At 39.5% G+C, this 23,684-nt stretch carries 23 protein-coding genes; 20 read left to right on the top strand and 3 right to left on the bottom strand.

Annotated features, from left to right (window positions below; all coding sequences use genetic code 11):
- Positions 1–18 precede the first annotated feature (18 nt).
- Together ACLSSO_RS07710 and galE are read left to right on the top strand one after the other, a co-directional pair.
- The gene (locus ACLSSO_RS07710; protein ID WP_413944567.1) at positions 19–849 is read left to right on the top strand and encodes an N-acetylglucosaminyltransferase; all 831 of its coding nucleotides are present in this window, start codon (positions 19–21) and stop codon (positions 847–849) included.
- Positions 850–853: 4 nt separating this feature from the next.
- Positions 854–1,837: a UDP-glucose 4-epimerase GalE gene (gene galE / locus ACLSSO_RS07715; RefSeq protein ID WP_413944568.1), complete on the top strand. Its 984-nt coding sequence runs from the start codon at positions 854–856 to the stop codon at positions 1,835–1,837.
- Between the two features lie 3 nt (positions 1,838–1,840).
- Here the strand turns inward: galE and ACLSSO_RS07720 are convergent, their stop codons facing one another.
- On the bottom strand, positions 1,841–3,073 hold the full coding sequence (locus ACLSSO_RS07720) for an O-antigen ligase family protein (protein ID WP_413944569.1): 1,233 nt from the start codon (positions 3,071–3,073) through the stop codon (positions 1,841–1,843).
- Positions 3,074–3,193: 120 nt separating this feature from the next.
- On the opposite strand from ACLSSO_RS07720, the gene ACLSSO_RS07725 reads away from it, so the two are divergent.
- The 15 genes from ACLSSO_RS07725 to ACLSSO_RS07795 all read left to right on the top strand — a co-directional run bounded on the left by ACLSSO_RS07725 (position 3,194) and on the right by ACLSSO_RS07795 (position 20,138).
- Positions 3,194–4,864 (top strand): LTA synthase family protein, encoded by a 1,671-nt coding sequence (locus ACLSSO_RS07725; RefSeq protein ID WP_413944570.1) that lies wholly within the window; start codon positions 3,194–3,196, stop codon positions 4,862–4,864.
- A gap of 128 nt (positions 4,865–4,992) precedes the next feature.
- On the top strand, positions 4,993–6,297 hold the full coding sequence (locus tag ACLSSO_RS07730; protein WP_413944814.1) for a nucleotide sugar dehydrogenase: 1,305 nt from the start codon (positions 4,993–4,995) through the stop codon (positions 6,295–6,297).
- A 3-nt stretch (positions 6,298–6,300) separates the two neighbouring features.
- A complete protein-coding gene (locus tag ACLSSO_RS07735) occupies positions 6,301–7,191 on the top strand; it encodes a Gfo/Idh/MocA family oxidoreductase (protein ID WP_413944571.1) in 891 nt (296 codons plus the stop codon).
- Complete coding sequence (locus ACLSSO_RS07740; RefSeq protein WP_413944572.1) at positions 7,188–7,769, top strand: acyltransferase; 582 nt, start codon at positions 7,188–7,190, stop codon at positions 7,767–7,769. The genes ACLSSO_RS07735 and ACLSSO_RS07740 overlap by 4 nt, the downstream gene beginning before the upstream one ends.
- 140 nt (positions 7,770–7,909) lie before the next feature.
- Positions 7,910–9,130, top strand: a complete 1,221-nt coding sequence (locus ACLSSO_RS07745) for a glycosyltransferase family 4 protein (RefSeq protein ID WP_413944573.1) — start codon at positions 7,910–7,912, stop codon at positions 9,128–9,130.
- A gap of 146 nt (positions 9,131–9,276) precedes the next feature.
- Positions 9,277–10,431, top strand: coding sequence for a DegT/DnrJ/EryC1/StrS family aminotransferase (locus ACLSSO_RS07750; RefSeq protein WP_413944574.1), 1,155 nt, complete (start codon positions 9,277–9,279; stop codon positions 10,429–10,431).
- Positions 10,422–11,027: a sugar transferase gene (locus ACLSSO_RS07755; protein WP_413944575.1), complete on the top strand. Its 606-nt coding sequence runs from the start codon at positions 10,422–10,424 to the stop codon at positions 11,025–11,027. Before ACLSSO_RS07750 ends, ACLSSO_RS07755 begins: the two co-directional genes overlap by 10 nt.
- A 13-nt stretch (positions 11,028–11,040) precedes the next feature.
- Positions 11,041–12,891, top strand: coding sequence for a polysaccharide biosynthesis protein (locus ACLSSO_RS07760; RefSeq protein ID WP_413944576.1), 1,851 nt, complete (start codon positions 11,041–11,043; stop codon positions 12,889–12,891).
- A gap of 63 nt (positions 12,892–12,954) precedes the next feature.
- Positions 12,955–14,235 carry an oligosaccharide flippase family protein gene (locus ACLSSO_RS07765; RefSeq protein ID WP_413944577.1) on the top strand — a complete coding sequence of 427 codons (1,281 nt, stop codon included), beginning with the start codon at positions 12,955–12,957 and terminating at the stop codon, positions 14,233–14,235.
- The gene (locus ACLSSO_RS07770; RefSeq protein ID WP_413944578.1) at positions 14,228–15,010 is read left to right on the top strand and encodes a class I SAM-dependent methyltransferase; all 783 of its coding nucleotides are present in this window, start codon (positions 14,228–14,230) and stop codon (positions 15,008–15,010) included. Before ACLSSO_RS07765 ends, ACLSSO_RS07770 begins: the two co-directional genes overlap by 8 nt.
- Positions 15,003–15,914: a hypothetical protein gene (locus ACLSSO_RS07775; protein ID WP_413944579.1), complete on the top strand. Its 912-nt coding sequence runs from the start codon at positions 15,003–15,005 to the stop codon at positions 15,912–15,914. The genes ACLSSO_RS07770 and ACLSSO_RS07775 overlap by 8 nt, the downstream gene beginning before the upstream one ends.
- Complete coding sequence (locus ACLSSO_RS07780) at positions 15,904–17,343, top strand: O-antigen ligase family protein (protein WP_413944580.1); 1,440 nt, start codon at positions 15,904–15,906, stop codon at positions 17,341–17,343. The genes ACLSSO_RS07775 and ACLSSO_RS07780 overlap by 11 nt, the downstream gene beginning before the upstream one ends.
- Entirely contained in the window at positions 17,344–18,603 is a 1,260-nt protein-coding gene (locus ACLSSO_RS07785) for a glycosyltransferase family 4 protein (protein WP_413944581.1), read from the top strand. It begins immediately after the preceding gene.
- Positions 18,604–19,668 carry a glycosyltransferase gene (locus ACLSSO_RS07790; protein ID WP_413944582.1) on the top strand — a complete coding sequence of 355 codons (1,065 nt, stop codon included), beginning with the start codon at positions 18,604–18,606 and terminating at the stop codon, positions 19,666–19,668.
- Entirely contained in the window at positions 19,668–20,138 is a 471-nt protein-coding gene (locus tag ACLSSO_RS07795) for a hypothetical protein (RefSeq protein WP_413944583.1), read from the top strand. Before ACLSSO_RS07790 ends, ACLSSO_RS07795 begins: the two co-directional genes overlap by 1 nt.
- Here ACLSSO_RS07795 and ACLSSO_RS07800 read toward each other — a convergent pair.
- Both ACLSSO_RS07800 and wecB read right to left on the bottom strand, forming a co-directional pair.
- A complete protein-coding gene (locus ACLSSO_RS07800; RefSeq protein ID WP_413944584.1) occupies positions 20,135–20,845 on the bottom strand; it encodes a hypothetical protein in 711 nt (236 codons plus the stop codon). The genes ACLSSO_RS07795 and ACLSSO_RS07800 overlap by 4 nt on opposite strands.
- Positions 20,842–21,909 carry a non-hydrolyzing UDP-N-acetylglucosamine 2-epimerase gene (gene wecB / locus ACLSSO_RS07805; protein WP_413944585.1) on the bottom strand — a complete coding sequence of 356 codons (1,068 nt, stop codon included), beginning with the start codon at positions 21,907–21,909 and terminating at the stop codon, positions 20,842–20,844. Before wecB ends, ACLSSO_RS07800 begins: the two co-directional genes overlap by 4 nt.
- Positions 21,910–22,280: 371 nt before the next feature.
- On the opposite strand from wecB, the gene ACLSSO_RS07810 reads away from it, so the two are divergent.
- Genes ACLSSO_RS07810 through metF form a run of 3 tightly spaced genes read left to right on the top strand, consistent with a single transcriptional unit; the run spans position 22,281 to position 23,668 of the window.
- Positions 22,281–22,433, top strand: a complete 153-nt coding sequence (locus tag ACLSSO_RS07810) for a polysaccharide biosynthesis protein (protein ID WP_413944586.1) — start codon at positions 22,281–22,283, stop codon at positions 22,431–22,433.
- A gap of 6 nt (positions 22,434–22,439) precedes the next feature.
- Positions 22,440–22,664, top strand: coding sequence for a hypothetical protein (locus tag ACLSSO_RS07815; protein ID WP_413944587.1), 225 nt, complete (start codon positions 22,440–22,442; stop codon positions 22,662–22,664).
- Between the two features lie 59 nt (positions 22,665–22,723).
- Positions 22,724–23,668 (top strand): methylenetetrahydrofolate reductase [NAD(P)H], encoded by a 945-nt coding sequence (gene metF / locus ACLSSO_RS07820; protein ID WP_413944588.1) that lies wholly within the window; start codon positions 22,724–22,726, stop codon positions 23,666–23,668.
- Positions 23,669–23,684 lie beyond the last annotated feature (16 nt).

Genomic DNA, 23,684 nt, shown 5'->3' on the forward strand with positions numbered 1-23,684 from the left:
CGTTGTTAAGGAATAAATATGATTTACGATTGTTTTGTGTTCTACGATGAATTGGATTTGTTAGAAATCCGTTTGAATGTCCTTAATGATGTCGTTGATAAATTCGTTATTATTGAATCTAAGAAGACATTCCGTGGAACAGATAAGCCTTTATTCTTCGTTGAAAACAAAGAGCGCTTTGCTAAATTTTTACCGAAGATTATGCACGTGGTTGTTGAAGACTTCCCGAAAGTGAATTGGTGGAAGCTGCGTCCGTTTAGTAATTGGGATCGTGAAGATTATCAGCGCAATGCTTTGTCGAAGTTTTTAGTAAATTGTAAATCAGATGACATTATTTTGCTTTCGGATGTGGATGAAATTCCGGCTCCAGAAAAAATTGTAGAGCACTTAAAAACACCGGGAATTAAAACATTCTACCAAGAGCTTTATTATTATTATTTGAACAACTTGGCCTATGAACATCCTGAGCCAAATCAAATGTACAAAGATTACATCCCTTGGCATGGAACCGTTATGGCGTCGTATTCTTATTTTAAAAAATATACACCTCACAAAATGCGTACCTATAGAGGTAATAAGGACAAAAAACATGTTTTAGTCATGGATGGTGGCTGGCATTTTTCATTTATGGGTGGGACGGAGATGATCCTTAAAAAGATGAAGGCCTATAGTCACACAGAGTATATGACGGAAGAAATGTTCAATCCTCAATGGATCGAGTCTCATGTCCGTGCTGGCAAAGATATTTTTAACCGTCCCATGAAGTTTAAGAGAGTTGGATTAGATCGTTTGCCAAAGTATGTGCAACAGAATACTTCTAAATACGCAAACTTAATCCTCGGGGAGTAATTATATGGCTCGTGTTTTAGTTACTGGAGGCGCGGGCTACATTGGTTCGCACACCGTTCAAAAATTACTACTTTCAGGTCATAAGGTTGCGGTCATTGATAATCTCAGTACAGGGTTTAAAGAGGCTGTTCCAAATCAGGCTGAATTTTATTTCGGTGACGTTCGTGATTCTAATTTTGTAGCTGAAATCATGAGTAAATTTGATGCTGAAGTTGTGATCCACTTTGCGGCGAAGTTGAATGTGGCTGAGTCACTTTTGAAGCCCGTGGAATATTATGACAACAATGTCGGCGGGACACTGTCTCTTTTGAAAGCTTGTGAAAAAAGCGGTGTTAAGAATTTTATTTTTTCATCCACAGCGGCTGTGTATGGTGATTCTTGCACTGACGGAATTATTTCGGAAGGCACACCGACGAATCCATTAAATCCTTATGGCTGGTCGAAGTTAATCAGTGAAAAACTATTGAGCGATACGGGTGACTTGGTTGGAATCAATCATGTGATCTTCCGATATTTCAACGTCGCTGGTGCTGCTGAGGATGGATCTAACGGACAGCGTACGGCAAATGCGTATCATCTTGTGCACTTGGCATCTCAAGCCGGAGTAGGCAAACGACAAGGACTCAAGATTTTTGGAACGGATTATCCAACACCGGATGGAACTTGTATTCGTGATTATATTCACGTTGAAGATCTTGCAGATATTCACGTGTTGGGAGCGGAACACCTTTTGCGTGGTGGAACAAGTGCGACATTAAATTGTGGCTACGGGCAGGGATACTCTGTACGTGAAGTTATATCTTCTGCGCTGAATGTTGCTGAAAATAAGTTTCCTGTTGAAGAAGCAGATCGTCGTCCCGGAGATCCTGCGAGTCTTGTAGCGGATTCTCGAAAGATGCAGGCTCTTCTTGGATGGACTCCTAGAAGAAATAATATTGATACAATTTGTCGCACGGCTTTGAATTGGGAAAAGACACTTAGTAAGTAAATCCTAGTTGGCGGCTACTTGCTTTTTGCCCTTTCCTGATAGGTAACCGTAAGAGAATCCAAGAATGATCAGAATGTAGTTTCTAGGTCCCTGCTGGATAATTGGGGTTTCGGTGAAAGAGCAGCTAAAAAAGGCGACGATACAAAGTATGGAGCCCAAGGCGATTTGCTTATCCAAGACTTCCACAGCGGTTTTGAACTTTTTGTGAAAGAAAACGACGCCGGAGCCGAATGCACCCAAGAAACCAACCAGTCCAACAAGTCCGGCACCCGTTAAGACATCTAGGAACTGATTGTGTGTGTGTCCTGGTACATAAGAAGTAGGTTGTCCGAGTTTAATGTAATACTCTCGAAACAGTTTCGCAGCATATTCAAATCCAGTCCCGAATGTTGGATGGTCTAGGAATAGCGACCAAGCCGCTTTCCAGACAGCAATGCGCTCTCCCTGTGAATTATTTATTTTAATATCAAATGAATACAAAATTCGGTCTTTTAGATTGAACCAATTAAAAAGAATTGCCAGCCCAAAAAAGCCGATGATGAGAGCCGATACAGTGAGCATTTTTTTGTTTTTACTATAAACGAGAGCCACTGCCACAGCCATTAACATGGCAATCCACGAAGTTCGAGTATAAGTAGCAAGAAGTATAATTCCTGCCAAGAATAGCACGAAAGCAGGGCCGATTCGCGATTTAGTATTCCGTGCATAGATTACGAAGGGCAGCATTGTCGCCCAAAGCAAGGCAACGGCCATCGCAAAATAATTGGGATTACTATAAAACCCCTTGATCCGAAGTGACGAATCTAAGAATTTTCCAGACGTCTCATCAAAGTGTCTTACAATAATAACTGCCAGCGCTAAGATAACCGTTAGAAAGTACCAATTAAATTTAATTTTTTTATGAGCAAGTAAGTAGCCGGCGGAGAAACAGGCAAAAAAGCCCCAAATCCATCGAAGGTTCCCGATTTTAGTAAGTTCATTCGCTTCCATGGGGCTGTAGAGGATATAGCCAAGAATGCCAGACAAAAAATAGGCGGTGAGACAGCAAAGGAAAAGTTTATTTTTTAAACCGAAAGTAGATTGAATTTCTGGCCAGGTCTTTTCAGAAGCTGTGATGGCTGCGATCGTCATTAATACGAAAACAATATCGACCCAGAGGAAATTAACTAAATTAATAGCGAGCGCCAGAGGAAAAAAGAAGACAAGTAAAGTTGAGAAAAACGATGATTTGGTCATAGACATCCAGGAACAGTATTTTTTCTTTTTTCGGTTGTCACTGGGATTTCGTCCAGTGAAATTATGGCACATTGTGACAGCTGGTCTTAAGAATTTTAAAAATCTGTGTTACACAGGCTTATGCGTTTTAAACTGCCACAGAAAAACCAGACCGCATGGGCTTTGTTGCTTCTAAGTATCTTAAGTATGCTTCTGCAAGGGCTCGTTTTTCATTCCACTCTTATATCCAAGTTATTGATACCTTGGTTAATGTATTTTTCTTTTCTGCTCATTTTAAGACCCTATGCTTCGGCGATCTTCGTTTTCCTGCTGGAGTGCCTTTTAGTTCGAATCCACTTAATGAAGCTGGCTTTGACCAATACGCCCTTTGAGGTTGAAGACATTTTTGCTTGGAAGCAGGCCTTGTTTTTAAAAAGCTATAGCGACTGGCTGATTCCGATCCTGGCATTGGCACTTATTGTTTGTGTGGTTAAGGGTTTTTCATTGCGAAAAAAACAGTGGGTTTTCTTACCGATATTTATTCTTCTATCGGTATCTTGTATGCAGGAGAGTCATCCAACTGAAACAAAGACCAATCCTGTAAGCTATCTTTTTCGTTTGGCGCGCGTGACTTATGTTGATTGGAATCTTGTTACGAACGTTAAAGAGAACGGAATTTTTAATCATATCTTTCTGACCTTGTCGATGGGGGGAGTCCCTGCAAAGGGAAGTCTTCCGTACAAAGAAGTCTCTCAACCAGCTCATCTGGCTCTGGATAAAGAAGCTCCAGATGTTTTTTTGGTATTGTGTGAGTCTTGCTACACCAGCAGTGACGGCAATTTTGTAACTCCGATTTCTAAACTTGAAGATCAAGGGTATTCGCATGCGACAGTGATTTCTCCGGTTTATGGGGGCATGACTGCAGAAGCTGAATTTGAGGTTCTCACTGGCCTTCCTAGTCGTCGACACAAGGGGATTGATTTTCAATACTATGCAGAAAAGTATGCTAAGGATGCTATGGCCGCTCCGCGAGTTTTTGCGAAGCATGGTTACAGTACTTTTTCTGCTCACGCCAATGTGGGGTTTTTCTGGAAGCGCGAAATCGTGCATCCCAAGTTTGGTTTTCAAAAGTCCTATTTTGTAGATGATATAAAGGGAGCTGAACGAGGTAAGTATGCTGAAGACAGAATCTTATTCGATTCCGTTTTAGATAAATATCAAGAGAACTTGAAAGAAGGTAAAAAGACCTTTGCTTTTCTGATTACAGTATATACCCACGGTCCTTATTCAGAGTTGAATGGGGACGGCGGCGAGCAAGCTTATAAAGATAAGGTTAAAAAAACCACTCAACAATTTGTGGATTTTCAAAAGGCAGCGGCAAGATTGGCAGCGGCGCATAATCGACCCGTGGTATTTGTGATTTTCGGAGATCACAAGCCAGCGATGACGGTTTCCTTTTATAGAAGACACGAGTTCAATGATGACTACTTTACCTTGACGGGCTCAAAGAATGAATCTTTCCGTTTTGCTGACTTGGATAAGGCCCAGCAGATTGTTTTCGGCAAGGTGCCTATGTATGTCAAGGGTTATGGGATGAAGGACTCAGCCACTATCGGCAAATTTGTAAAGGGAATGGAAGAGCGTCCACTGTTCTGTCTTCCGGCTTTGATGGCTGAAGATGTTGGTGTTCAAGATGCATTTTTTCGGTACTCTATCGACGTCTGTCGTAAGAATCCCGAAGTGTTAGTGGATTTGGACGCACTTGGAGTATACTACCCTGATACAGTTTATGCGGGTCGGTTGTTTGAGTAGTGTTCACACGTTTTGTCGCCGTGCTGCGCAACTATTTTGTTCCTTATAAATCACCTATTTACAGCGTCGTTTAATAGTCATATTGTTCCACTATTTCACGCTATCGCAAAGGGAGTTTTGTGTCTGAAGTGTTGAGTGTTTTTTTGAAAAAGGCAACTGACAAGCAGCTGAATATTGGAATTGTTGGTCTTGGTTATGTTGGCTTACCATTGGCTCTTCGTTTTTCTGAAGTCGGATTCAAGGTTTTAGGTTTTGATATTGATAATAACAAAGTTTCTAAAATTCATGATGGTCAAAGTTACATTGAACACATATCTAATGACTCTGTGAAAAAAGCTGTTTCTGCAGGCTTCTCGGCAACCACGGAGTTCCGAAGAATTTCTGAAGTTGATGCCATTATTCTTTGTGTCCCAACCCCTTTAAATAAATATCGTGAACCAGATTTAAGTTTTGTTTTGGATACGACGGATTCTATCGTGCCATATCTTAAAAAGGGCCAATTGGTGTCATTAGAGAGCACGACGTATCCTGGTACTACAGATGAAGAATTGAAACCTCGAATCGAGTCTAAAGGATTGAAGGTTGGCGAAGATATTTTCTTAGTATTCTCTCCAGAACGCGAAGATCCAGGAAATCCAAACTTTTCTACAAGAACGATTCCAAAAGTTGTTGGTGGGTTTTCTGAGGCTTGTTTGAAGGCGGGTTTGGAGCTCTATGGTGCCGTCATCGATAAAGTTGTATCGGTTTCGTCAACTAAAGCTGCGGAGATGACAAAACTACTAGAGAATATTCACCGCGCTGTGAATATTGGTCTTGTTAACGAAATGAAAATTGTCGCTGACAAAATGGGAATTGATATCCATGAGGTTATCGATGCTGCAGCAACAAAACCGTTTGGCTTTGTTGCTTATCGTCCGGGTCCTGGTATTGGTGGTCACTGTATTCCAATCGATCCTTTCTACCTAACATGGAAGGCCCGAGAATATGGTATTCACACTCGCTTCATTGAGTTGGCGGGCGAAATTAATACAGCAATGCCAAACTATGTGATGAAAAAAATCGCTGTAGCTCTCAATGAACGAGAGAAATCAGTGAAAGGCTCTAAAGTCTTGGTTCTTGGTATTTCTTATAAAAAGAATATCGATGACATGCGCGAATCTCCGTCAGTGTTTTTGATGGAAAAGCTCAGAGATGATGGAGCTAAGTTGGATTACTGTGACCCGCATGTTCCAGTTTTCCCGAAAATGCGCGAGCATAAGTTTGATTTAAAATCAGTATCGCTTAATCCCGAAGTCATCCAGTCTTATGATTGCGTCGTCTTGACGACAGATCACGACAAGTTTGATTATGATATGATTCTGAAAAATGCGAAGTTGCTTGTTGATACGCGCGGTAAGTTCCGTCAATCAGCTCCGAATTTGGTGAAGGCGTAGTCTATGAATTTTGCGATTATCGGTGTTGGCGGTTACATAGCTCCTCGTCATTTAGAGGCGATTAAAGAGCTAGGGCATCAATTGGTAGCGGCATACGACCATAATGACTCTGTGGGAATTATGGATCGTTATTTTCCGGATTGTCAGTTCTTTACCGACTTCGAAAGATTTGAATCATTTATCGACTCTAAAAAGGGCACATCTGAAGAGATTCAATATGTCTCTATTTGTACGCCCAATTACATGCACTCATCTCATATCAAGTTTGCGCTTAGCCACGGTGCTCACGCCATTTGTGAAAAACCGTTGGTGTTAAATGAAAAAGATATTGATGAGCTTGCGGCGTATGAGAAAAAATTCGATAAGAAAGTCTATACGGTGCTCCAGCTCCGCGTTCATGATGCCATTCTTGCGTTGAAAAAAAAGATTGAGTCAGAGAAAAAAGATTCTCATGAAATCAATCTGACTTACATGACTTCTCGTGGACAATGGTATCACGAGTCTTGGAAGGGCGACGTTCGCAAGTCAGGCGGGTTGTCTACAAATATCGGTGTTCACTTTTTTGATATGTTGACTTGGATTTTTGGAGAGCCTCTCTCCGTTGATGTCAGTGAAAAATCTGCGACGGTTGAAAAAGGTACTTTGAAATTAAAAAATGCCCATGTGAGTTGGTCTTTAACTATCGATCGTTCTTTGCTTCCTGCGGAAGCCGTGAAGACGGGAAAAACAACTTTCCGTTCCATTAAAATTGATGGGTCTGAGTTCGAATTCTCTGAAGGATTTACTGAGCTTCATAAGAAAGTCTATGGCGATATTCTTTCAGGCAAAGGATATGGCTTGGAGGCTGCTCGTTCTGCTATTCGTATTGTTGAGCAAATTCGAGGTATGAAATGAGTTTCACGAAACATGAGACCGCTATCGTCGATGAAGGCGCTGAAATAGGTGAAGGAACCCGCATTTGGCATTGGGTTCATATCTGCGGAAAAGCCAAAATCGGAAAAAAATGTTCTTTCGGTCAAAATGTTTATGTTGGGAATAATGTAGTCATTGGTGATAACTGCAAAGTTCAAAACAATGTTTCTATCTATGACAATGTGTTCTTAGAAGACGATGTGTTTTGTGGGCCGAGTATGGTCTTCACAAATGTAATTAATCCTCGATCTTCGGTTGTTCGTAAGAATGAATATTTGGATACGATTGTAAAGAAGGGCACCACAATTGGGGCGAACGCAACAATTGTTTGCGGGGTGACCTTGGGAGAGTATTCGTTTATAGCCGCGGGTGCTGTCATTACAAAAGATGTGAAACCATTTGCGCTGATGGCGGGTGTCCCTGCAAAACAAATCGGATGGATGAGTAAGTTTGGAGAGCGTATCGACTTGCCAGTTGTCGGGGTCGGAGAGTGGAAATGTCCACATTCGTCTGAAAGGTATTTACTCAAAGATTCGATACTTATGTGTTTGGAATACTAAGTGATATGTAGTCAGCCCCGGTTCAATCCTTTTGTTAGAAGAGCCAGTATTCTCTAGTTTTGTACTGGGATAAGGTCCGAAGGGGACATTTTGGAAAAACACAGGAAAATGTCACGTAAATGTAAAACAAAACGGGCAAGATGCACAAAAAAAATAAGTGTAAAATACTCTATATAAATCATTATGCAGGCTCTCCAAAAATGGGAATGGAGTTTCGTCCATATTATCTTGCTCGGAGGTGGGTGGAAACTGGAAATGAAGTTAAGATAGTTGCATCGACTTTTTCCCATCTCCGACTGAAAAATCCAAATATCAAAGGTATCGCGAGTACCGAAGAAGTTGATGGTATTAGCTATCACTGGCTCAGGGGACCGAGGTATGATGGGAATGGCATAGGTCGGTTATTAAATATATTCACGTTTTTAGGGGTTTTCCTACTTCTCTTGCCCAAATGGATCAGCTTCAGGCCAGATATTATCATTGCCTCGTCTACATATCCTTTAGACGTTATTCCTGCATTTTTGTTGACGCGGTTAACGGGGGCAAAGCTTGTTCACGAAATTCACGATCTTTGGCCTTTGACGCTTATTGAACTTCATGGAATGAGCGAGCGACATCCATTTATTGTTTTGTTGTCATGGGCAGAGCGATTTTCTTATCGAAATGTAGATTATGTAGTGAGTATGTTGCCCGGAGCTGATAAATATCTTACGACCAAGGGGCTAATCCCTGAAAAGTATCATTTGGTTCCAAATGGGTATGGTTCTGAAAATGATGGGTTGAAGGTCACGAATCCATTTTCCTATCCTGGTTATGAAGAGTTTTTTAAAGTTGGATATGCAGGTTACTTGGGAGAGGCAAATGCTCTTGATGACATGTTTGCTGCTGCAGAAAATCTTCGTGACGAGAAAATTCTATTTGTACTGGTTGGGGATGGTCCTCTTAAAGAAAAATTACGAAAATTTGCGGATGAAAAACGCTTAAATGTATTATTTTTACCAAAGATTGAAAAATCCGAAGTCCCTCAATTTTTGAACTCTGTCGATGCTTGCTACATAGGATGGAAGCATAGCGAACTCTATAAGTATGGAATTAGCCCGAATAAACTTTTAGACTATATGCATTCTGCTAAACCGATTATCCATGCGACATCAGCTATCCAAAATCTAGTACAAATTGCCGATTGTGGTCTTACTGTGGAAGCTGAAAACATTGAAGAAATTCAGGATGCGATACGGCGTATGCAGATTATGTCAAGGGAGGAGAGGCGGCTTATGGGTGAGCGTGGAAGAGTCTATTTGGAGCGTCATTTAAACTTTAATCGGTTGGCAGATTCTTTTTTGCAATTCGTATTAAGGTAAAACTGTTTAATTTTGTATTTCGTAGTTAGCTAAGATTGATTATTTTATAGATAGCTGAGTTGTGCGTCGAGTTGACCATTATCACGGAAATTGCTTGCGCTTAAGGCGCCAATACCAAAAACTCGCATACCATATTGGAGATCATCGTGAGTTCATTTTTACCTTTTGCTTTGCCGGATATTGGAGAAGAAGAAATTCAAGAAGTAGTCAATTCGCTTAGGTCGGGTTGGGTGACGACAGGGCCTAAAACAAAGCAATTTGAATCCGACTTCACAGAATATTTGGGAGGTGGCTTAGAGTCGATTTCCGTTAATTCTGCGACAGCTGGGTTGCACCTTGCATTAGAAGCATTGGGCATAAGCGCCGGGGACGAAGTTATCACTACGACCTATACGTTTACGGCGACAGGAGAAGTTATTCGATATCTTGGTGCGCATCCAGTATTTGTAGATATCGATCCAAAGACTTTCAATATCGACCCCAAAAAGATCGAAGAAAAAATCACGGCAAAAACAAAAGCCATCATTCCGGTGCATTTTGCAGGATTGTCTTGTGATATGAGTGAAATTATTCGGATTGCCCGCAAACACAATCTAAAAATCGTTGAAGATGCAGCTCATGCGTTGCCAACGTTGTATGATGGAAAGCTTATCGGAACATTGGATACAGATGTCACTGTGTTTTCGTTTTATGCGACGAAAACCATCACGACGGGTGAAGGTGGTATGATTGTCACGCGTGACCCGGCTTTGGCAAAGCGAATGAGGATCATGCGTCTGCATGGCATTAGTCGCGACGCATTTGACAGATACACTTCTACAAAGCCTGCCTGGTTCTATGAGGTAGTCGCTCCAGGATTCAAATACAACTTAACAGATGTCGCTTCCTCAATGGGTATTCATCAATTGAAAAAAGCCAATAAATTTCAAGAACGTCGCCAGCAAATGGCAGAAGTTTATCTAAAAGAATTGTCTGATTTACCTCTTGAACTTCCACCGGTCGTAGCTAGACCAACCGATCTGCACGCGTGGCATCTTTTTGTTGTTCGTTTGCAAACTCCAAAAGTTTCTAGAGAGCACTTCATTGTGCAGATGGCAGAAAGAGGAATTGGTACGAGCGTCCATTTTATTCCGTTGCATTTACAGCCATACTGGCGTGACACTTATGCTCTTAAATCGGACGACTTCCCGATGGCGACCGAGAGTTTTAACAATGCCGTAAGTCTACCACTGTATACGAAAATGACCGAACAAGATCAGCAACGAGTTATTAAGGCGGCTCGTGAGATCCTATGTGGCTAGGGAAACGCATATTCGATTTCGCATTGGCGATAGTGGGATTGGTCGTTCTGTCGCCTTTATTTGTTCTGATCGCTATATGGATAAAGTTGGATTCTCCGGGACCAATTTTTTTTCGTCAGACTCGAGTAGGACTTCGAGGAAGCACATTTAGGATTCATAAATTTCGGACAATGAGGACTGATGCCGAGAAAAATGGTCCACAGTTGACGGTGGGGCGAGATGTTCGTGTGACTCATTCGGGTGAGCTATTAAGAAAATATAAAATCGATGAGTTACCTCAGTTGATCGACGTATTGATTGGAAATATGAGTTTTGTGGGACCGCGACCAGAGGTGCCGCGATATGTTGCAAAATATCCTGCCGAGATTAGGGAGAAAGCACTGTCTGTGCGTCCTGGAATTACAGATAGGGCTTCGATCGAATTCAAAGATGAAAATGTGATACTGGGTACCTCGTCAGATCCTGAAAGGGATTATGTTGAGAAAATTCTTCCAATCAAATTAAAGTATCATTTAGAGTACATCGCAAGAGCCTCATTACTGGAGGATTTGAAGTTGATATTTTTGACTCTAAAAGAGATATTTATTTCTCGTTAAAGGTTAGAGGTTCATGTTTCAGATAATTGCAACTTTGCCCCGTAAGTACAAAATTCTGTTGATGCTCATGTGCGATGTGGTGTTGTTGCCTCTCGCTCTTTGGTCTGCAGTAGCTTTACGAGTAGGTTCATTCAGTCCTGATGTCTCAAGCTATCTTTGGTTGTTCTTTGCAGTTCCTTTTGTAACGGTGCCTATCTTTGTTCGTATTGGCCTCTATCGTGCGGTAATTCGTTATTTAGATGATAAGATTATTTATACGGTAATTTACGGCGTAACGCTATCGGTTCTACTGCTGTTGGCTGTCGTCGTGATGGGAAGAGCGACGGCGCTCCCCCGTTCTTCGGTTATCATTTATTGGATTATCGCTGTCGCATATATCGTATCAAGCCGCTTTATTGCGCGTGGCTTGATGAGGAGTCTTGAAAGAATCGAAGATCATAGGCAACCTGTCGCTATTTATGGAGCGGGAAGAGCTGGGCTGCAAACTGCCATCGCTCTTTTGTCAGGTCCTGAGTATCGGCCAGTAGCATTTTTTGATGATAATGAAGAGCTAAGGGGAAGAAATGTTGCAGGCATTCGTGTTCACGATCCCCAAGACGCTCTCGAAGTCATGGCTGTCAATAACTGTCGACACTTGCTCATTGCTATGCCTTCGGCGACGAGAACTCGTCGTAAAGAAATCATTCAAAAATTTGAAGGGAAAGATGTTGTATTAAAAACCCTTCCCGGCATGGGAGAACTAGTTAATGGACGAGTGCGAATAGAAGATATCCGTGATGTCGGAGTTGAGGACCTCTTAGGGAGAGATCCGGTTCCTCCATTCCAGGATTTGATCTCAAGTTGTATTTTGGGTCGCAGTGTTTTGGTAACTGGTGCAGGTGGGTCGATTGGCTCGGAGTTATGTCGTCAAATTGTTCAAAATGGCCCACAAAAAATTATCCTATTTGAGCAAAATGAATTTGCTTTGTACAAGATTGAGCAAGAGCTTCGAAGAAACTATGCTTATCTTGAAATTCACTCTGTTCTTGGTGATGTTTTAAATATAGGACATCTTCTAATGGTGATGGATCAGTATCAGATTCAAACTGTTTACCATGCGGCGGCATATAAACATGTACCTTTAGTTGAATCTAATATCATTCCGGGTATTAGAAATAATGTATTTGGTACTTTGGCAGTTGCTCAGGCAAGTATCGAAAGTGGTGTTGAAAATTTTGTCCTAATTTCAACGGATAAAGCCGTACGGCCTACAAATGTAATGGGAGCATCAAAACGTCTTTCGGAATTGATTCTTCAAGCTATTTCGAAATCAGAAAGTAATTCGACGAGATTTACTATGGTTCGTTTTGGAAACGTCTTAGGTTCTTCTGGTTCAGTCGTTCCTTTATTTAAAGAACAAATTCGGTCTGGAGGCCCTGTGACTGTGACTCATCCAGAAGTTACAAGGTACTTCATGACAATACCTGAAGCAGCACAGCTTGTTCTTCAGGCCGGGGCGATGGGCCGCGGCGGCGATGTGTTCGTTCTAGATATGGGAGAGCCCGTCAAAATAGTGGATCTAGCGAAAAAAATGATCGAGCTTAGTGGACTTGAGGTGCGAGATTCAAAATTGGGGACTGGTGATATATCTATTGAGTATGTAGGATTGCGTCCAGGCGAAAAGCTCTATGAAGAACTCCTCATTGGAGAAAGTGTTGAAAATACTCATCACCCACGAATTTTACGCGCGGTGGAGAATATGATTGAGGGAGCAACTCTGTTTCCGAAATTAGATATTATGAAGATTGCATGCGATAAAGGAGAAGTCGATCAAGTTAAAGAATATTTGAAAGAGCTTGTGGTCGAATATAAATCTCTTCACTAAGAGTTGTTGAACTAGTTATGTCATAGTCGAAGCGCGAGCTTTTTGAAAAAAATGGCCGGATGAATGTTGTATAAGTTTAAAGGTTATATTTATCAGTTAGTACGAAATTCTTTGGCGCTAAATTCTAGTGTGCTGATACTTTCATCTTTGCTATCACAGGGAATTAATTTTTTTTGTTATCCTTTTTTGACAAGAATAGTTCCAGCTGTTTCATTTGGTGAGTTTGCATTGCTAACTTCATATGTAAGCATTTTTTCTATTTTTGCTTTTGGAAGGTTAGAGCTTTTAATCCCGAAATTTAAAACTTCTGAGGAAAGAATCGAGCTGTTTCAAGCTTGTGTATTGTTTTTTGTCTTTGTCTTAGGGATAATAATTGTCTGTACATATTTCTTTTCTGGATACTTCTTTGAGTTTTCAAAAATGGAGATAATCCGTGGCTGGTTAGTTAGCGTGATAACTACTTTTGTTACTACAAGTTTTTTGAATTTAATAAACAGTTATCAGATCGCGCTTGGAAGTTTTTCATTTCTTGGGTTTATTAGAATACTTAATCCCTTATGTCTGGTTGGCTTTACCTATTTATTTAGTAGTTCTCACGATGGGTATATGGCACTGGTGTACGGTATTAATGGAGCGAACTTGCTCAGCATAACGCTAGCTCTTTTTAATGTCTTCCATTATAAAAAGGAAGTTTGGCGAATGAGCTCCTTTGAAAGAGCGCTGGAAATTTTTCGAGCTAATAAAAGAATGATTTTTATTAATGCTCCTCATGCTGTGATTGACTCGTTTCAGACAAACTTAATGAATTTTTCTATTGGACGTTTTTATACGATCGAGTCTCTAGGGCAGTATTCTATGGCGAATCGCTTAGTTAAAGCGCCAATGACAACAATCAGCTCGTCGATTTCACAAGTGTTTTACAAAGAAGTTTTCAATTTTATTGATAATAAAGAATCTCTAAAGCGTTATGTTTATAAGATTTTCTTAATATTGGTGGCTCTGTCTCTGGTTGTTTCAGCGGTCATTGTGTTTTTTGTGAAATTTTTGTTTTTTTCGTTCTTTACTGAGGCATGGACAGAAGCTTCATATTTGATGTTGGTATTATTGCCATGGTTAGTTGGGAATTTTGTCTCATCACCATTGAGCCAAATTACCATTTTAAAGAATAAGCAATTTGAAGGCATGTTTTTTGGTTTTTTTTATAATTTTTTGACTATTGCAAGCCTGTACTGGTGTGGCAGAAGTTCTTTGGGGTTAATTCCGAATTTATTATTAACGTCCTTTATTGCTTTGGTAGTCAACGTTGTATTTATATGGTGGATATTAAGGGTCATTGATGAGTAATAGTACTTACTGGAAGCAGAGATTAAAAAAGCATGGTCATACTGGCTGGGGTAATGCGGCCGTATATGTCTTTGATCAGAAGTACCGTTTGGACGTCATTAAAAAATTTATACTAGATAACTTTTCTAAAGTTGCCACGGCACTCGATTATGGATGTGGCGTGGGGGATTTCGCCAAGTGTTTATCTCCAAATATTGAAAGGATTGTTGCTGTAGATATTGATCAATCAATTTTGGACGTCGCTAAAGTGAATAACAGCGCTGACAATATTGATTATATATCTCAAGACGATTTTTTCAAGATTGGAAAAGACTCATTTGATTTAATTTATACAGTTACTGTTTTACAGCATGTGACGAATAAAGAAGATTTATTGTCTTTGATTGAAAAGTTTAATGAGCTACTAAAGAAAAATGGTCACTTGTTAGTGTACGAAAGTTTTTCAAATAAAAATGGGCAGTCTTTTTATCAAAGAACCCAAAGTGTTGCGGAGTGGGAGAGGATTTTCTCCGAATTGTTTTATGTAAAATATAAAATAATTACTCGTAAAAGCTTTGAAGATTTTAAGTCTGAATTTCTCGCCTTTCAGCGTAAGCCGGCTGTCAGAATGCTCTCTCGTATTTCGAATATCGTTGGGGGAGGTATAGCTAATAGAATTTGCTTGTCATGGTTGAAAATACTCTTACCTAAGCAACTCAAATTTGAGCTGCGGGCCAGCCATGGCGATATCGAGAGCGGCATGGTATTACTTGTAATGGAGAAACGAAATGTTTGATGCAATTATTGTGATCGGATTGCCTTATTTCGCAAAAAAAATTGCAAGTGACCTTAGTAAATTTGATGAGACATCGAAATATATTTGGTTAGATACAAGCGCGAAAATCGTAGATAAAATTAAATATATTTGTCTTATTTTTTTTGCGAAAGCAGTTTATCAAATCGGGGGTAGTTCCACTCCTGGTGGTGCATTGAAATTGGCCTTGTTTTTGCGCAGAAAAATTTTTTTTCACTGGGTAGGGACTGATGTCCTAATTGCTAAGGACAAGTACGCACAAAAAAAACTGAATTATGGCTATCTTAAAAGAATTACACATTTCTGTGAGGTCGATTGGATTCAGAAAGAACTGAAGGATATTTTTATTGATGCAGAGATTGTTAGCCTGGCGAGTTTCGATTCTCGTGAGATAAAAGAAATAAATATGGCTTTCGACTCGTTTAGTATCCTGACCTATATCGGGAAAGGAAAGGAGCAGTTTTACGGTATTCAAAAAGTAATTCAGCTGGCGAAAGCTTTCCCCGAAGTTCAGATTAGGATTGTTGGCATTTCAGGTTATGCTGGTGAGCTTCCATCTAATATTACGCTATTAGGTTGGGTAACGAATATGAATGATGAATATCGTAAGTGTTCTTTATATCTTCGTCTAGTTGAACATGATGGCTTAGCCTTTTCGGTATTAGAGGCCTTAAGCTATGGAAGATATGTGGCCTATTCTCAAAGATTTGATAACACTGTACAGGTTAAAACCGTGGAAGAATTAATTGCGTGCGTGAATGATTTATATCTAAAGTATAGTAAAGGCGCTTTAAATATAAATTATGCTGGAATTCAGTTTATTCGAGATTTCTACTCTAAGGAAAGTTGTCTTAGGAAGCTGGAAAAAAAACTCAATGAAAACTAAATGGGACTTTGGCTTAAATTTAGGTCACTATATCTTAGTTCTTTTAGTTGCTATTAGTTTTTGCTGCTTATACAAAATTTTTTCACTCGATTTACTGATAAATATGCCACGGGCAGTTTATCTGCGGTCGGCAAAGTTATTTTTATTTCTGATTCCTCTGTTAATCATTTCTTCTGTGGAAAAAAAATTTATTTATACTTTGGCTCTCTTGGTGACGGCCCTCTTGAGTGTAACAAGAGTTTCTGACGTATATCAGATAAGTGTTTTTAATATTGAATTGAGTACAGAGTGTATCTTGGTGGCGTTTGTTTTTCTGCTTTTTATAAGAGATAGTTTGATAATATCCTTTAGTGGTCTAAACGATCCGGCTTCACTTTTCTATTTTGGGTTCATATTAGTTTCGTATTTCTCTACAAGAATTAACGGCGAGAATTTTAATTACTCGGTTTTCTGGGGCGCTTTAGTGCCATCTATGTTAATTTATGTATTTGTTGCATCCGGCATAAGTAGTGCCAGAGAAATAAAAGGGTGCTTTTTTATCGGACTGATGGTGCTGATAATTTCCATTGTTTATGGTCTGAAAGACATAATCCAAATGGCATCACTTGAAGATGTTTTTATTACAAGAATTCCGTCGCTGTACTACAATCCTTTGATATATGCCGGAATACTTATTTTTTTAGTGCCATTTATTTACAAGCTGTGGATGGAGACTCGTAGAATTTTATATCCAGTTTGGTTGCTTATTTGGTTGACGTCTCTTTTTGAAATGTTTTTGACCGAGTCAAGAGGCGCGTTGGTTATTTTTATTTTTCAGCATATCCTTGGCGTGTATTTGATAGCGTCAAGCTATGGTAATTTACGTAGAGCACTTAAGATTACTTCGGTCTTTGTTGTTGTGGCTCTTGTTGTGAGTGGGATCTTCATTAAAACCTATAATCTGGATGAGACCTTATTTAGAAGATTTGGTCATCTGAATTTTTCTCAGAAAGGAAACTCTGCTCATGAGAGAGTTCTTGGGTGGAAAGCGGGATGGGAGATAGGCAGTAGGAACTTTTTAGGAGCCGGTCCAGGGGCTTTTAAATATGAGTACAAAACTACTCAGGCAAGTACACAAGGTAATTTAAGTTTAGAGTCTGCGCACAGTTTTTTTGCAAATATTTTTTCAGAAACGGGAATAGCGGGCCTACTATTTTTCGTCCTGTTCTGTTTTTATATATGGAAATATTTGTTCGCTTTGAAGAAGAGTGGGCGCATTTTAAACTCGACTTACATTTCATTGGCAATTTCGTTTGTGGGTCTGATTCTTTATTACATAATTGTTCTCGGTGAGTTCCAGCATCGTAATTCTTCATTTCCTTTTTTTATTTTTATTATAATGTGCGCGCTTGTTGTTGGTATTTATAAAAAAGAGTTACGAGAGGTCTAATTGAATAAAAAAGAAATTTTATTTCTCTCTCCATTTGATTTCGTTGAAAAAGGTATACAGGTAGTAGCTAAAACACCTCAGTACTTTGCAAAAAATGGCTGGAGAGTGAACTTTGTTGTCATCAGAGATTATTCAAAGCTGGGGAGTTATTATTACCAAACGCCTTTCAATCCTGATGGTCTAAATGTCTTAAGATATAAGATGTTTTCAGTAGGATCGTTAGAAAAGTTGATCCCTCGAAAGCTTTTCTCGCTTTATTCAAAGCTAAGAGGTTATGTCACGGTCTTGCAGTTGGTGCGTGTAGCGATTCCTCTACTTATAAACAATAAGGAAATTAATATTCTATACGGCTACGGTCCTCTGGGATCGTTGTCAGTAGCTATACTGAAAATGTTATTTTATAAGAGAAGACTGAAAATTATATCTCGTTTTTTTGGAATAACGGATTCGGAAGAATTAATTAAAAGTCGATGGAAACGGATTCTTAACTGGGACGTTGTCGCCGCGATGTCCCTTAATGTTGATCTTTGTATAATTACCAACGACGGTACCCAAGGGGATCAGGTGATGCAATTTTTATCACCAAAGTCGGTTGAAAACTTGAAGTTCTGGATAAACGGCGTTGATCCCATGCGTTTGCCTTCAGAAGGTGAAATACAGGAGCAACGTAGAAGATATGGTATTGAACCAAACGATAAAGTCATTTTGGCAGTAAGTCGTTTAGTGAGTTGGAAGAGAGTTGATAGATCGTTAAAAATTGTGGCGATTCTAGTAAACGAGTATAACCTTGAAAGGTTGAAATTTGTTATTGTTGGTGATGGATCTGAAAAGGCCGCTTTGGAAAAATTGACGTCGGGCCTTGGAATTGAAAAAAATGTTATATTTACGGGAGCTGTGGCTAACAAGGAGATAAGTACATTTCTAAGTTTGAGTAATATTTTTATCTCAACATACGACTTATCTAATGTTGGAAATCCATTATTGGAGGCAATCCGAGCAAACAAAGTCATCTTCACTTTGAACAACGGTGACACTGGAAAGTGGATTAATCATAAAGTTAATGGGTTCATTTATGATATTGATGATTGCGTCGATTATCTGAAGCAGATGGCAGATGATATTCATTTGGTTTTGGAAAGCGTAGAACTACGGGAGCAAATTCTTAAAAATTTAAGGGAAACTGAACACAATAAGCTCTGGACATGGGATGATCGACTCAATGAAGAACTTTTTTGGATTGAGAAATTACTGGAGAGTTAATTGAAAATACTAATCGTTGCTGATGCTCAGAGTATCCATACAATTCGATGGAAAGCAGCCTTAGAAAAAAGAGGCTTTGTTGTGGCTGTTGCAAGTTTTAGAGAAGGGACAGGAGTCGGGAAGTACTTTTTTAAATTGAGTAATTTTGGTCTGGGAAAAATGGGGTACGTGCTTGCGGTTCCTCGCCTAAATAAAATAATTTCATCTTTTTCTCCTGATATTGTTCACGCTCATTACATAAGTAGTTATGGTTTTCTGTGTGTTTTAGCTGGAGTAAAAAAACTGGTAGTGACAGCATGGGGAAGTGACGTACTTGTTTCTCCAGAGCATTCTTGGATTATGAAAAAGATAGTTCAATATACGCTTCAAAGATCCGCTCAAATTACTACCGTTGCTGCGCACATGACGGAGGCCGTCAAAAAGTTGGGAGCCAGAGAAGAAAATGTATCTACAATTCCCTTCGGTGTAAATATTGAGGTGTTTAAACCTTATCCAAGGAAAACAGATAGTTTTCAAGATATACCAATTTTAATATCCACTAGAAACTTCGCAAAAGTATATGACATTCCTACCATTATTAGATCTGCTTCGATTCTGCAAAAGAAAGGAATTCGATTCAAGCTTTGGCTTGTTGGAGGCGGCATTTTAAGAAGTAATCTAGAGTCATTGGTTGCGGAGTTGGGATTAGAAAATGAAGTTGATTTTAAGGGGCACCTTAGTCAAGAAAACTTGGTTGAATGCTTACATCAAGCTGACATTTTTATTTCGTCGTCACTTTCGGATGGAAATAATATATCTTTGAACGAAGCAATGATAAGTGGATGCTTTCCTATTGCCACAGATATCGAGGCAAACCGGCAATGGATCGAGCATGGTAAAAATGGGCTTTTGTATTCAGGGGGCTCAGTACAGCAGCTTAGCGAATGTATAGAGAGAGCTCTCCATGACCCATCATTGCGAATTAACTCAATGATGCCGAATATCGAAATTATAAAGAATCGGGCGTCGTGGGATACGTGTGTTAATAAAACTGTAGAAATCTACAAAAGGTTAAGGGGGGCGTAGTGACCAATTTGTATATTTACGGTACCGGAGAGCACGCGTGCAAAGTCATTCGCTATGCTGAGATGCTGAATTTGAAGATCGTCGGACTTGTCGATGAAAAAATAAATTCAGATTTTAGAATAAAAAATATTCCAATTGTTTTAAAGGATGACATTATTTCCGGTGGAAATTTTCGGAAGATATTTGTTGCTGTCGGCAACCCAACTGTTAGAAGTAGAATTACAGCTGAATTTGTTTCGAATAATTGGGATATAGTCAGTTTAATCCATCCAATGTCTTATGTCGCTAAAGATGTAATCCATGGGAAAGGAGTTTTGATTTCGGCAGGAGCGATTGTTGAAACAAATGTAAAGCTTGGAGACGGAGTTATTGTTGATATCGGCGCGTTGGTGGATCATGATGCCTGCATTAGTGATTATGTCCACGTGAAACCCGGTGAAGTTGTAAAATCCAGAGAAACGAAGGGTTAATCATATCTTTTAGCAAGAGGAATACTTAACAGGTATCCAATTACTAACCCAATTTCTAAGAAGATTTCTAGATAGTTGCTGAAGAGTTTTTCGGTGCTTGTTATTTCTCCAACTATTTCGGTTTCTTTAATTTCAAAATTCAAATATCTCGATATAGTAAATTGTGTAGTCTTTAGAGATGCAGTATCTTTGTTGTTCTTCAATACTGTGTCATTTATAAACTGCAACTGTGCTTTATAATTTTCGATAAGTGGCTGAAGAAATAAAGCATGATTATGAATTAGGTCTTGTGTAAGTAGTTTTAGGTAGTCTGTAGAAAGATATTTCTGATTGGAATACGCAGTGATCTGCAGGGTGGACTGATCAGATTTTATGTCTAATATTTTAAGTGAGTTAAGCGTTTCATTGATTTCACTATCTAGATAACCCTTTTTCTTTAGATCTCTAGTTATTGCCGGTGTTATTTTGTTGAGAAATAATCTGGCTTTGATTGTGGCTGTATTTTCGATATCACATATAAGATATGGAGGCTTGGTTGCTTCATTTACGTTTGGATAGCAGGGGTAGTGCCCCAGACGTACTAGAGCAATTGATTGGTATTTTTTGTGAGTTAACGTTGCCATACAAAAAGAGATAGCCAGGGAAATTAAAATTGTCCCGCACGTTATCAGAATTTTTTTATTTTTTTTAAACTTAGTTGGAATCATCTTTGCTCGTAATTCTCTATGTAGTCTCTAATTTTTTCACCAGCAAAACCATCTCCGTAGAGACTTTCGAACCTTGGTGGCTTCTTCTGAATAAGCATTTCATTATATGTATCAACAATCTTCTTACTATCACTTCCAGTTAAAACATTAGTCCCCGATGTCACCAGCTCAACCCATTCAGTCTCATCTCTGAGCGTTATGCACTGTTTTTTAAAAAAATATGCTTCTTTCTGTAGTCCACCGCTGTCAGTAACAACGAGAGAACAGCTTTTTAGGTAAGAGATCATTTCAAAATAGCTAGCCGGAGGAGTTATTACTATACCTTCGGTTGATATTTTAAGACTTTCAACGATCTTTTTGGTTCTTGGATGAAGAGGGAGAATAATCTGTGTGCTTTTTCCGATTTCTCTAAGCGCGTGAAAAATACTCTTTAGACGTTTTTCATCATCTGTATTCTCTGCTCTGTGAAGAGTTGCTAAAACAAAAGGGGTGGGGGGGGCAGTATTTGGTGCGAACTCCGCATAAAAATTCGCTGCATCCAGCATGACGTCACCAACATTAACAACTTTAGCGTTAATGTTAGCATAGCCTTCTTTTTTTAGATTTGCGACAGCGGTATCAGTTGGGCAAAAGAGAATAGTTGAAATTCGGTCAGTGAGAATACGGTTTACTTCTTCCGGCATCCTCATATTGAAGCTACGTAGTCCAGCTTCTACGTGAGCAATTTTAATGTGTAGTTTGCTAGCGGCTAGAGCGCCAGCAAGAGTGGAGTTGGTATCTCCATAAACTAAGACCCAATCTGGCTGTTCATTAATAAGAATTTCTTCAATTCCCTTAAGCATTTCGCCCGTCATAGCTCCATGTGAAAGGCCTGAAACGCCTAAGTTATATTTAGGCTTCGGAATTTTCATTTCTTCAAAAAAAATATCGCTCATGTTGGCATCATAGTGTTGGCCAGTGTGAACGATAATTTCTTCGATCTTTGGATTCTTTTGGATGGCACGGCTAACAACAGCAGCTTTTACAAATTGTGGACGAGCACCAACAATAGTTACAATTTTCATTTTTCCATCACTTTTAAAAATTTATTAGCAACTTTTTTAGTCATTTTCATTGGAACCCTTCGTTTCCCAAATGAAGAGAATATTCACTATTTCCTCTAAGTTGAATGAAAAAGGGCATAGGATAGCTAGTTTGTGCGCATTGTAAAGGATTGGCGTATTCAGCAGAATGTTGTGCGGCGAGTTGAGTATCTCTTTGGGATACTTTACTCTAAGATTGCTGATGGCAGTTAGCCTTTTGTGAAGGTAGAGCGACTTATGATGATTCGATTCGGCAGTATTCTTACTTCTTCCGTTTCGGTAGTATCTTTATTTTCAGAGTAGATTCGATCAGATGTTTCTATAGTAACCCAATTAGATTGCTGAAGAGTACTATGGGAAAAGGTGGAGATGTTTTTGTTCCCGATATGGGTGATCTTGTTATTAAGATTTCGGACCTTGCAAGAAAAATGATCGAACTCAACGGATTTGAAATCCGTGATCCCACTAAAGGAACGGGCGACATATCTATCGAGTTTGTAGATTAATGCTGGATGAAAAATGAAGAGCTTTTGATTGGCAAAAAAATCGAACGTACTCATCATTCGCACATTATGAGAGTCGTGGAAGGAATGCTAGAACTCAGTGTTTTAACTCCGAAGTTGGAGGCCATGAAGCAGGCATGCGACCTGGGAAATGTTGAGTTTGTGAAGACTTCTCTAAAGGACCTTGTTTTTGAGTATGAACCTGCTCAACATACGACTGGCAAGATTCACTAAAGCAAAAACTCTGGCTAAAATTCTTGATCTATGCTGAATTCAATCTTACTTCTATAAGAATGAGAGTTATAGAGCACATCGCCAAAGCCACAGGTCCCTTGTTCAGTTACGAAATCGTTCCTCCTCCGCGAGGACGTTCGATTAAAGATATTATTGAGGTTGTTGAAACGCTTGCCCCTTTGAATCCGCCGTGGATTGATGTGACCTCTCATAGCTCGACGACCTATTTTCAGGAAAAGGTCGACGGCTCTATACAAAAGCGCACTCTTAAGAAAAGACCAGGAACTCTTGGTATCTGTGGAATTATTCAAAATCGCTTTAAGATCGATACCGTAGCGCACATTTTGTGTTTGGGATTTACCCGTGAAGAAACAGAAGATGCATTAATTGAGTTGAGCTTTCTTGGAATTGAAAATGTTCTCGCCCTTAGAGGGGATACTCCCAACTTTCAAAAACAGGTACGTCCTGAGCGTACAATAAATAATTATGCTTCCGATTTGGTTGGTCAAATTAAGGGTCTTAGTGAGGGAAAATTCCTCGACGAGTTGGATCGCGCGGACTCTCTGAATTTTTGTATAGGAGTTGCTGGGTATCCCGAAAAGCACTTCGAGGCATCCTGTTTAAAGTCGGACATTCAAAGTTTGAAACGTAAAGTGGATGCAGGTGCTGACTACATCGTAACTCAAATGTTTTTCGACAATAATAAATACTTTAAATTTGTGGAACAATGTCGCGAAGCCGGAATTAATGTACCCATCATTCCGGGAATCAAAGTCTTGCGTTCCGCAAACCAGCTTAAGAACATTCCACGCAACTTTTATATCGATTTGCCAGAAGAGTTGGTTGACGACGTGGAAAATAATCCCGAGCACGCTGCTGAGATTGGGAAGCGGTGGTGTCGTAAGCAAGTTGAGGAACTTGTAAATCACGGTGTGCCGAGCGTTCACTTCTATGTTTTGAACGACGTTCATTCTATCGTCGACATCGTTCGTAGTTTTAAATAGTTAAAATAGAAAAAGA

The organism is Bdellovibrio sp. HCB-162, assembly GCF_047344985.1.
Taxonomy (GTDB): Bacteria; Bdellovibrionota; Bdellovibrionia; order Bdellovibrionales; family Bdellovibrionaceae; genus Bdellovibrio.

What these genes read in the sequence shown, in the direction of transcription:
- ACLSSO_RS07710 (WP_413944567.1), top strand. Translation starts at nt 19, where the DNA reads ATGATTTACGATTGTTTTGTGTTCTACGATGAATTGGATTTGTTAGAA.
- galE (WP_413944568.1), top strand. Translation starts at nt 854, where the DNA reads ATGGCTCGTGTTTTAGTTACTGGAGGCGCGGGCTACATTGGTTCGCAC.
- ACLSSO_RS07720 (WP_413944569.1), bottom strand. Translation starts at nt 3,073, where the DNA reads ATGACCAAATCATCGTTTTTCTCAACTTTACTTGTCTTCTTTTTTCCT.
- ACLSSO_RS07725 (WP_413944570.1), top strand. Translation starts at nt 3,194, where the DNA reads ATGCGTTTTAAACTGCCACAGAAAAACCAGACCGCATGGGCTTTGTTG.
- ACLSSO_RS07735 (WP_413944571.1), top strand. Translation starts at nt 6,301, where the DNA reads ATGAATTTTGCGATTATCGGTGTTGGCGGTTACATAGCTCCTCGTCAT.
- ACLSSO_RS07740 (WP_413944572.1), top strand. Translation starts at nt 7,188, where the DNA reads ATGAGTTTCACGAAACATGAGACCGCTATCGTCGATGAAGGCGCTGAA.
- ACLSSO_RS07745 (WP_413944573.1), top strand. Translation starts at nt 7,910, where the DNA reads ATGCACAAAAAAAATAAGTGTAAAATACTCTATATAAATCATTATGCA.
- ACLSSO_RS07755 (WP_413944575.1), top strand. Translation starts at nt 10,422, where the DNA reads ATGTGGCTAGGGAAACGCATATTCGATTTCGCATTGGCGATAGTGGGA.
- ACLSSO_RS07760 (WP_413944576.1), top strand. Translation starts at nt 11,041, where the DNA reads ATGTTTCAGATAATTGCAACTTTGCCCCGTAAGTACAAAATTCTGTTG.
- ACLSSO_RS07765 (WP_413944577.1), top strand. Translation starts at nt 12,955, where the DNA reads ATGTTGTATAAGTTTAAAGGTTATATTTATCAGTTAGTACGAAATTCT.
- ACLSSO_RS07770 (WP_413944578.1), top strand. Translation starts at nt 14,228, where the DNA reads ATGAGTAATAGTACTTACTGGAAGCAGAGATTAAAAAAGCATGGTCAT.
- ACLSSO_RS07775 (WP_413944579.1), top strand. Translation starts at nt 15,003, where the DNA reads ATGTTTGATGCAATTATTGTGATCGGATTGCCTTATTTCGCAAAAAAA.
- ACLSSO_RS07780 (WP_413944580.1), top strand. Translation starts at nt 15,904, where the DNA reads ATGAAAACTAAATGGGACTTTGGCTTAAATTTAGGTCACTATATCTTA.
- ACLSSO_RS07800 (WP_413944584.1), bottom strand. Translation starts at nt 20,845, where the DNA reads ATGATTCCAACTAAGTTTAAAAAAAATAAAAAAATTCTGATAACGTGC.
- wecB (WP_413944585.1), bottom strand. Translation starts at nt 21,909, where the DNA reads ATGAAAATTGTAACTATTGTTGGTGCTCGTCCACAATTTGTAAAAGCT.
- ACLSSO_RS07810 (WP_413944586.1), top strand. Translation starts at nt 22,281, where the DNA reads ATGGGAAAAGGTGGAGATGTTTTTGTTCCCGATATGGGTGATCTTGTT.
- ACLSSO_RS07815 (WP_413944587.1), top strand. Translation starts at nt 22,440, where the DNA reads ATGAAAAATGAAGAGCTTTTGATTGGCAAAAAAATCGAACGTACTCAT.
- metF (WP_413944588.1), top strand. Translation starts at nt 22,724, where the DNA reads ATGAGAGTTATAGAGCACATCGCCAAAGCCACAGGTCCCTTGTTCAGT.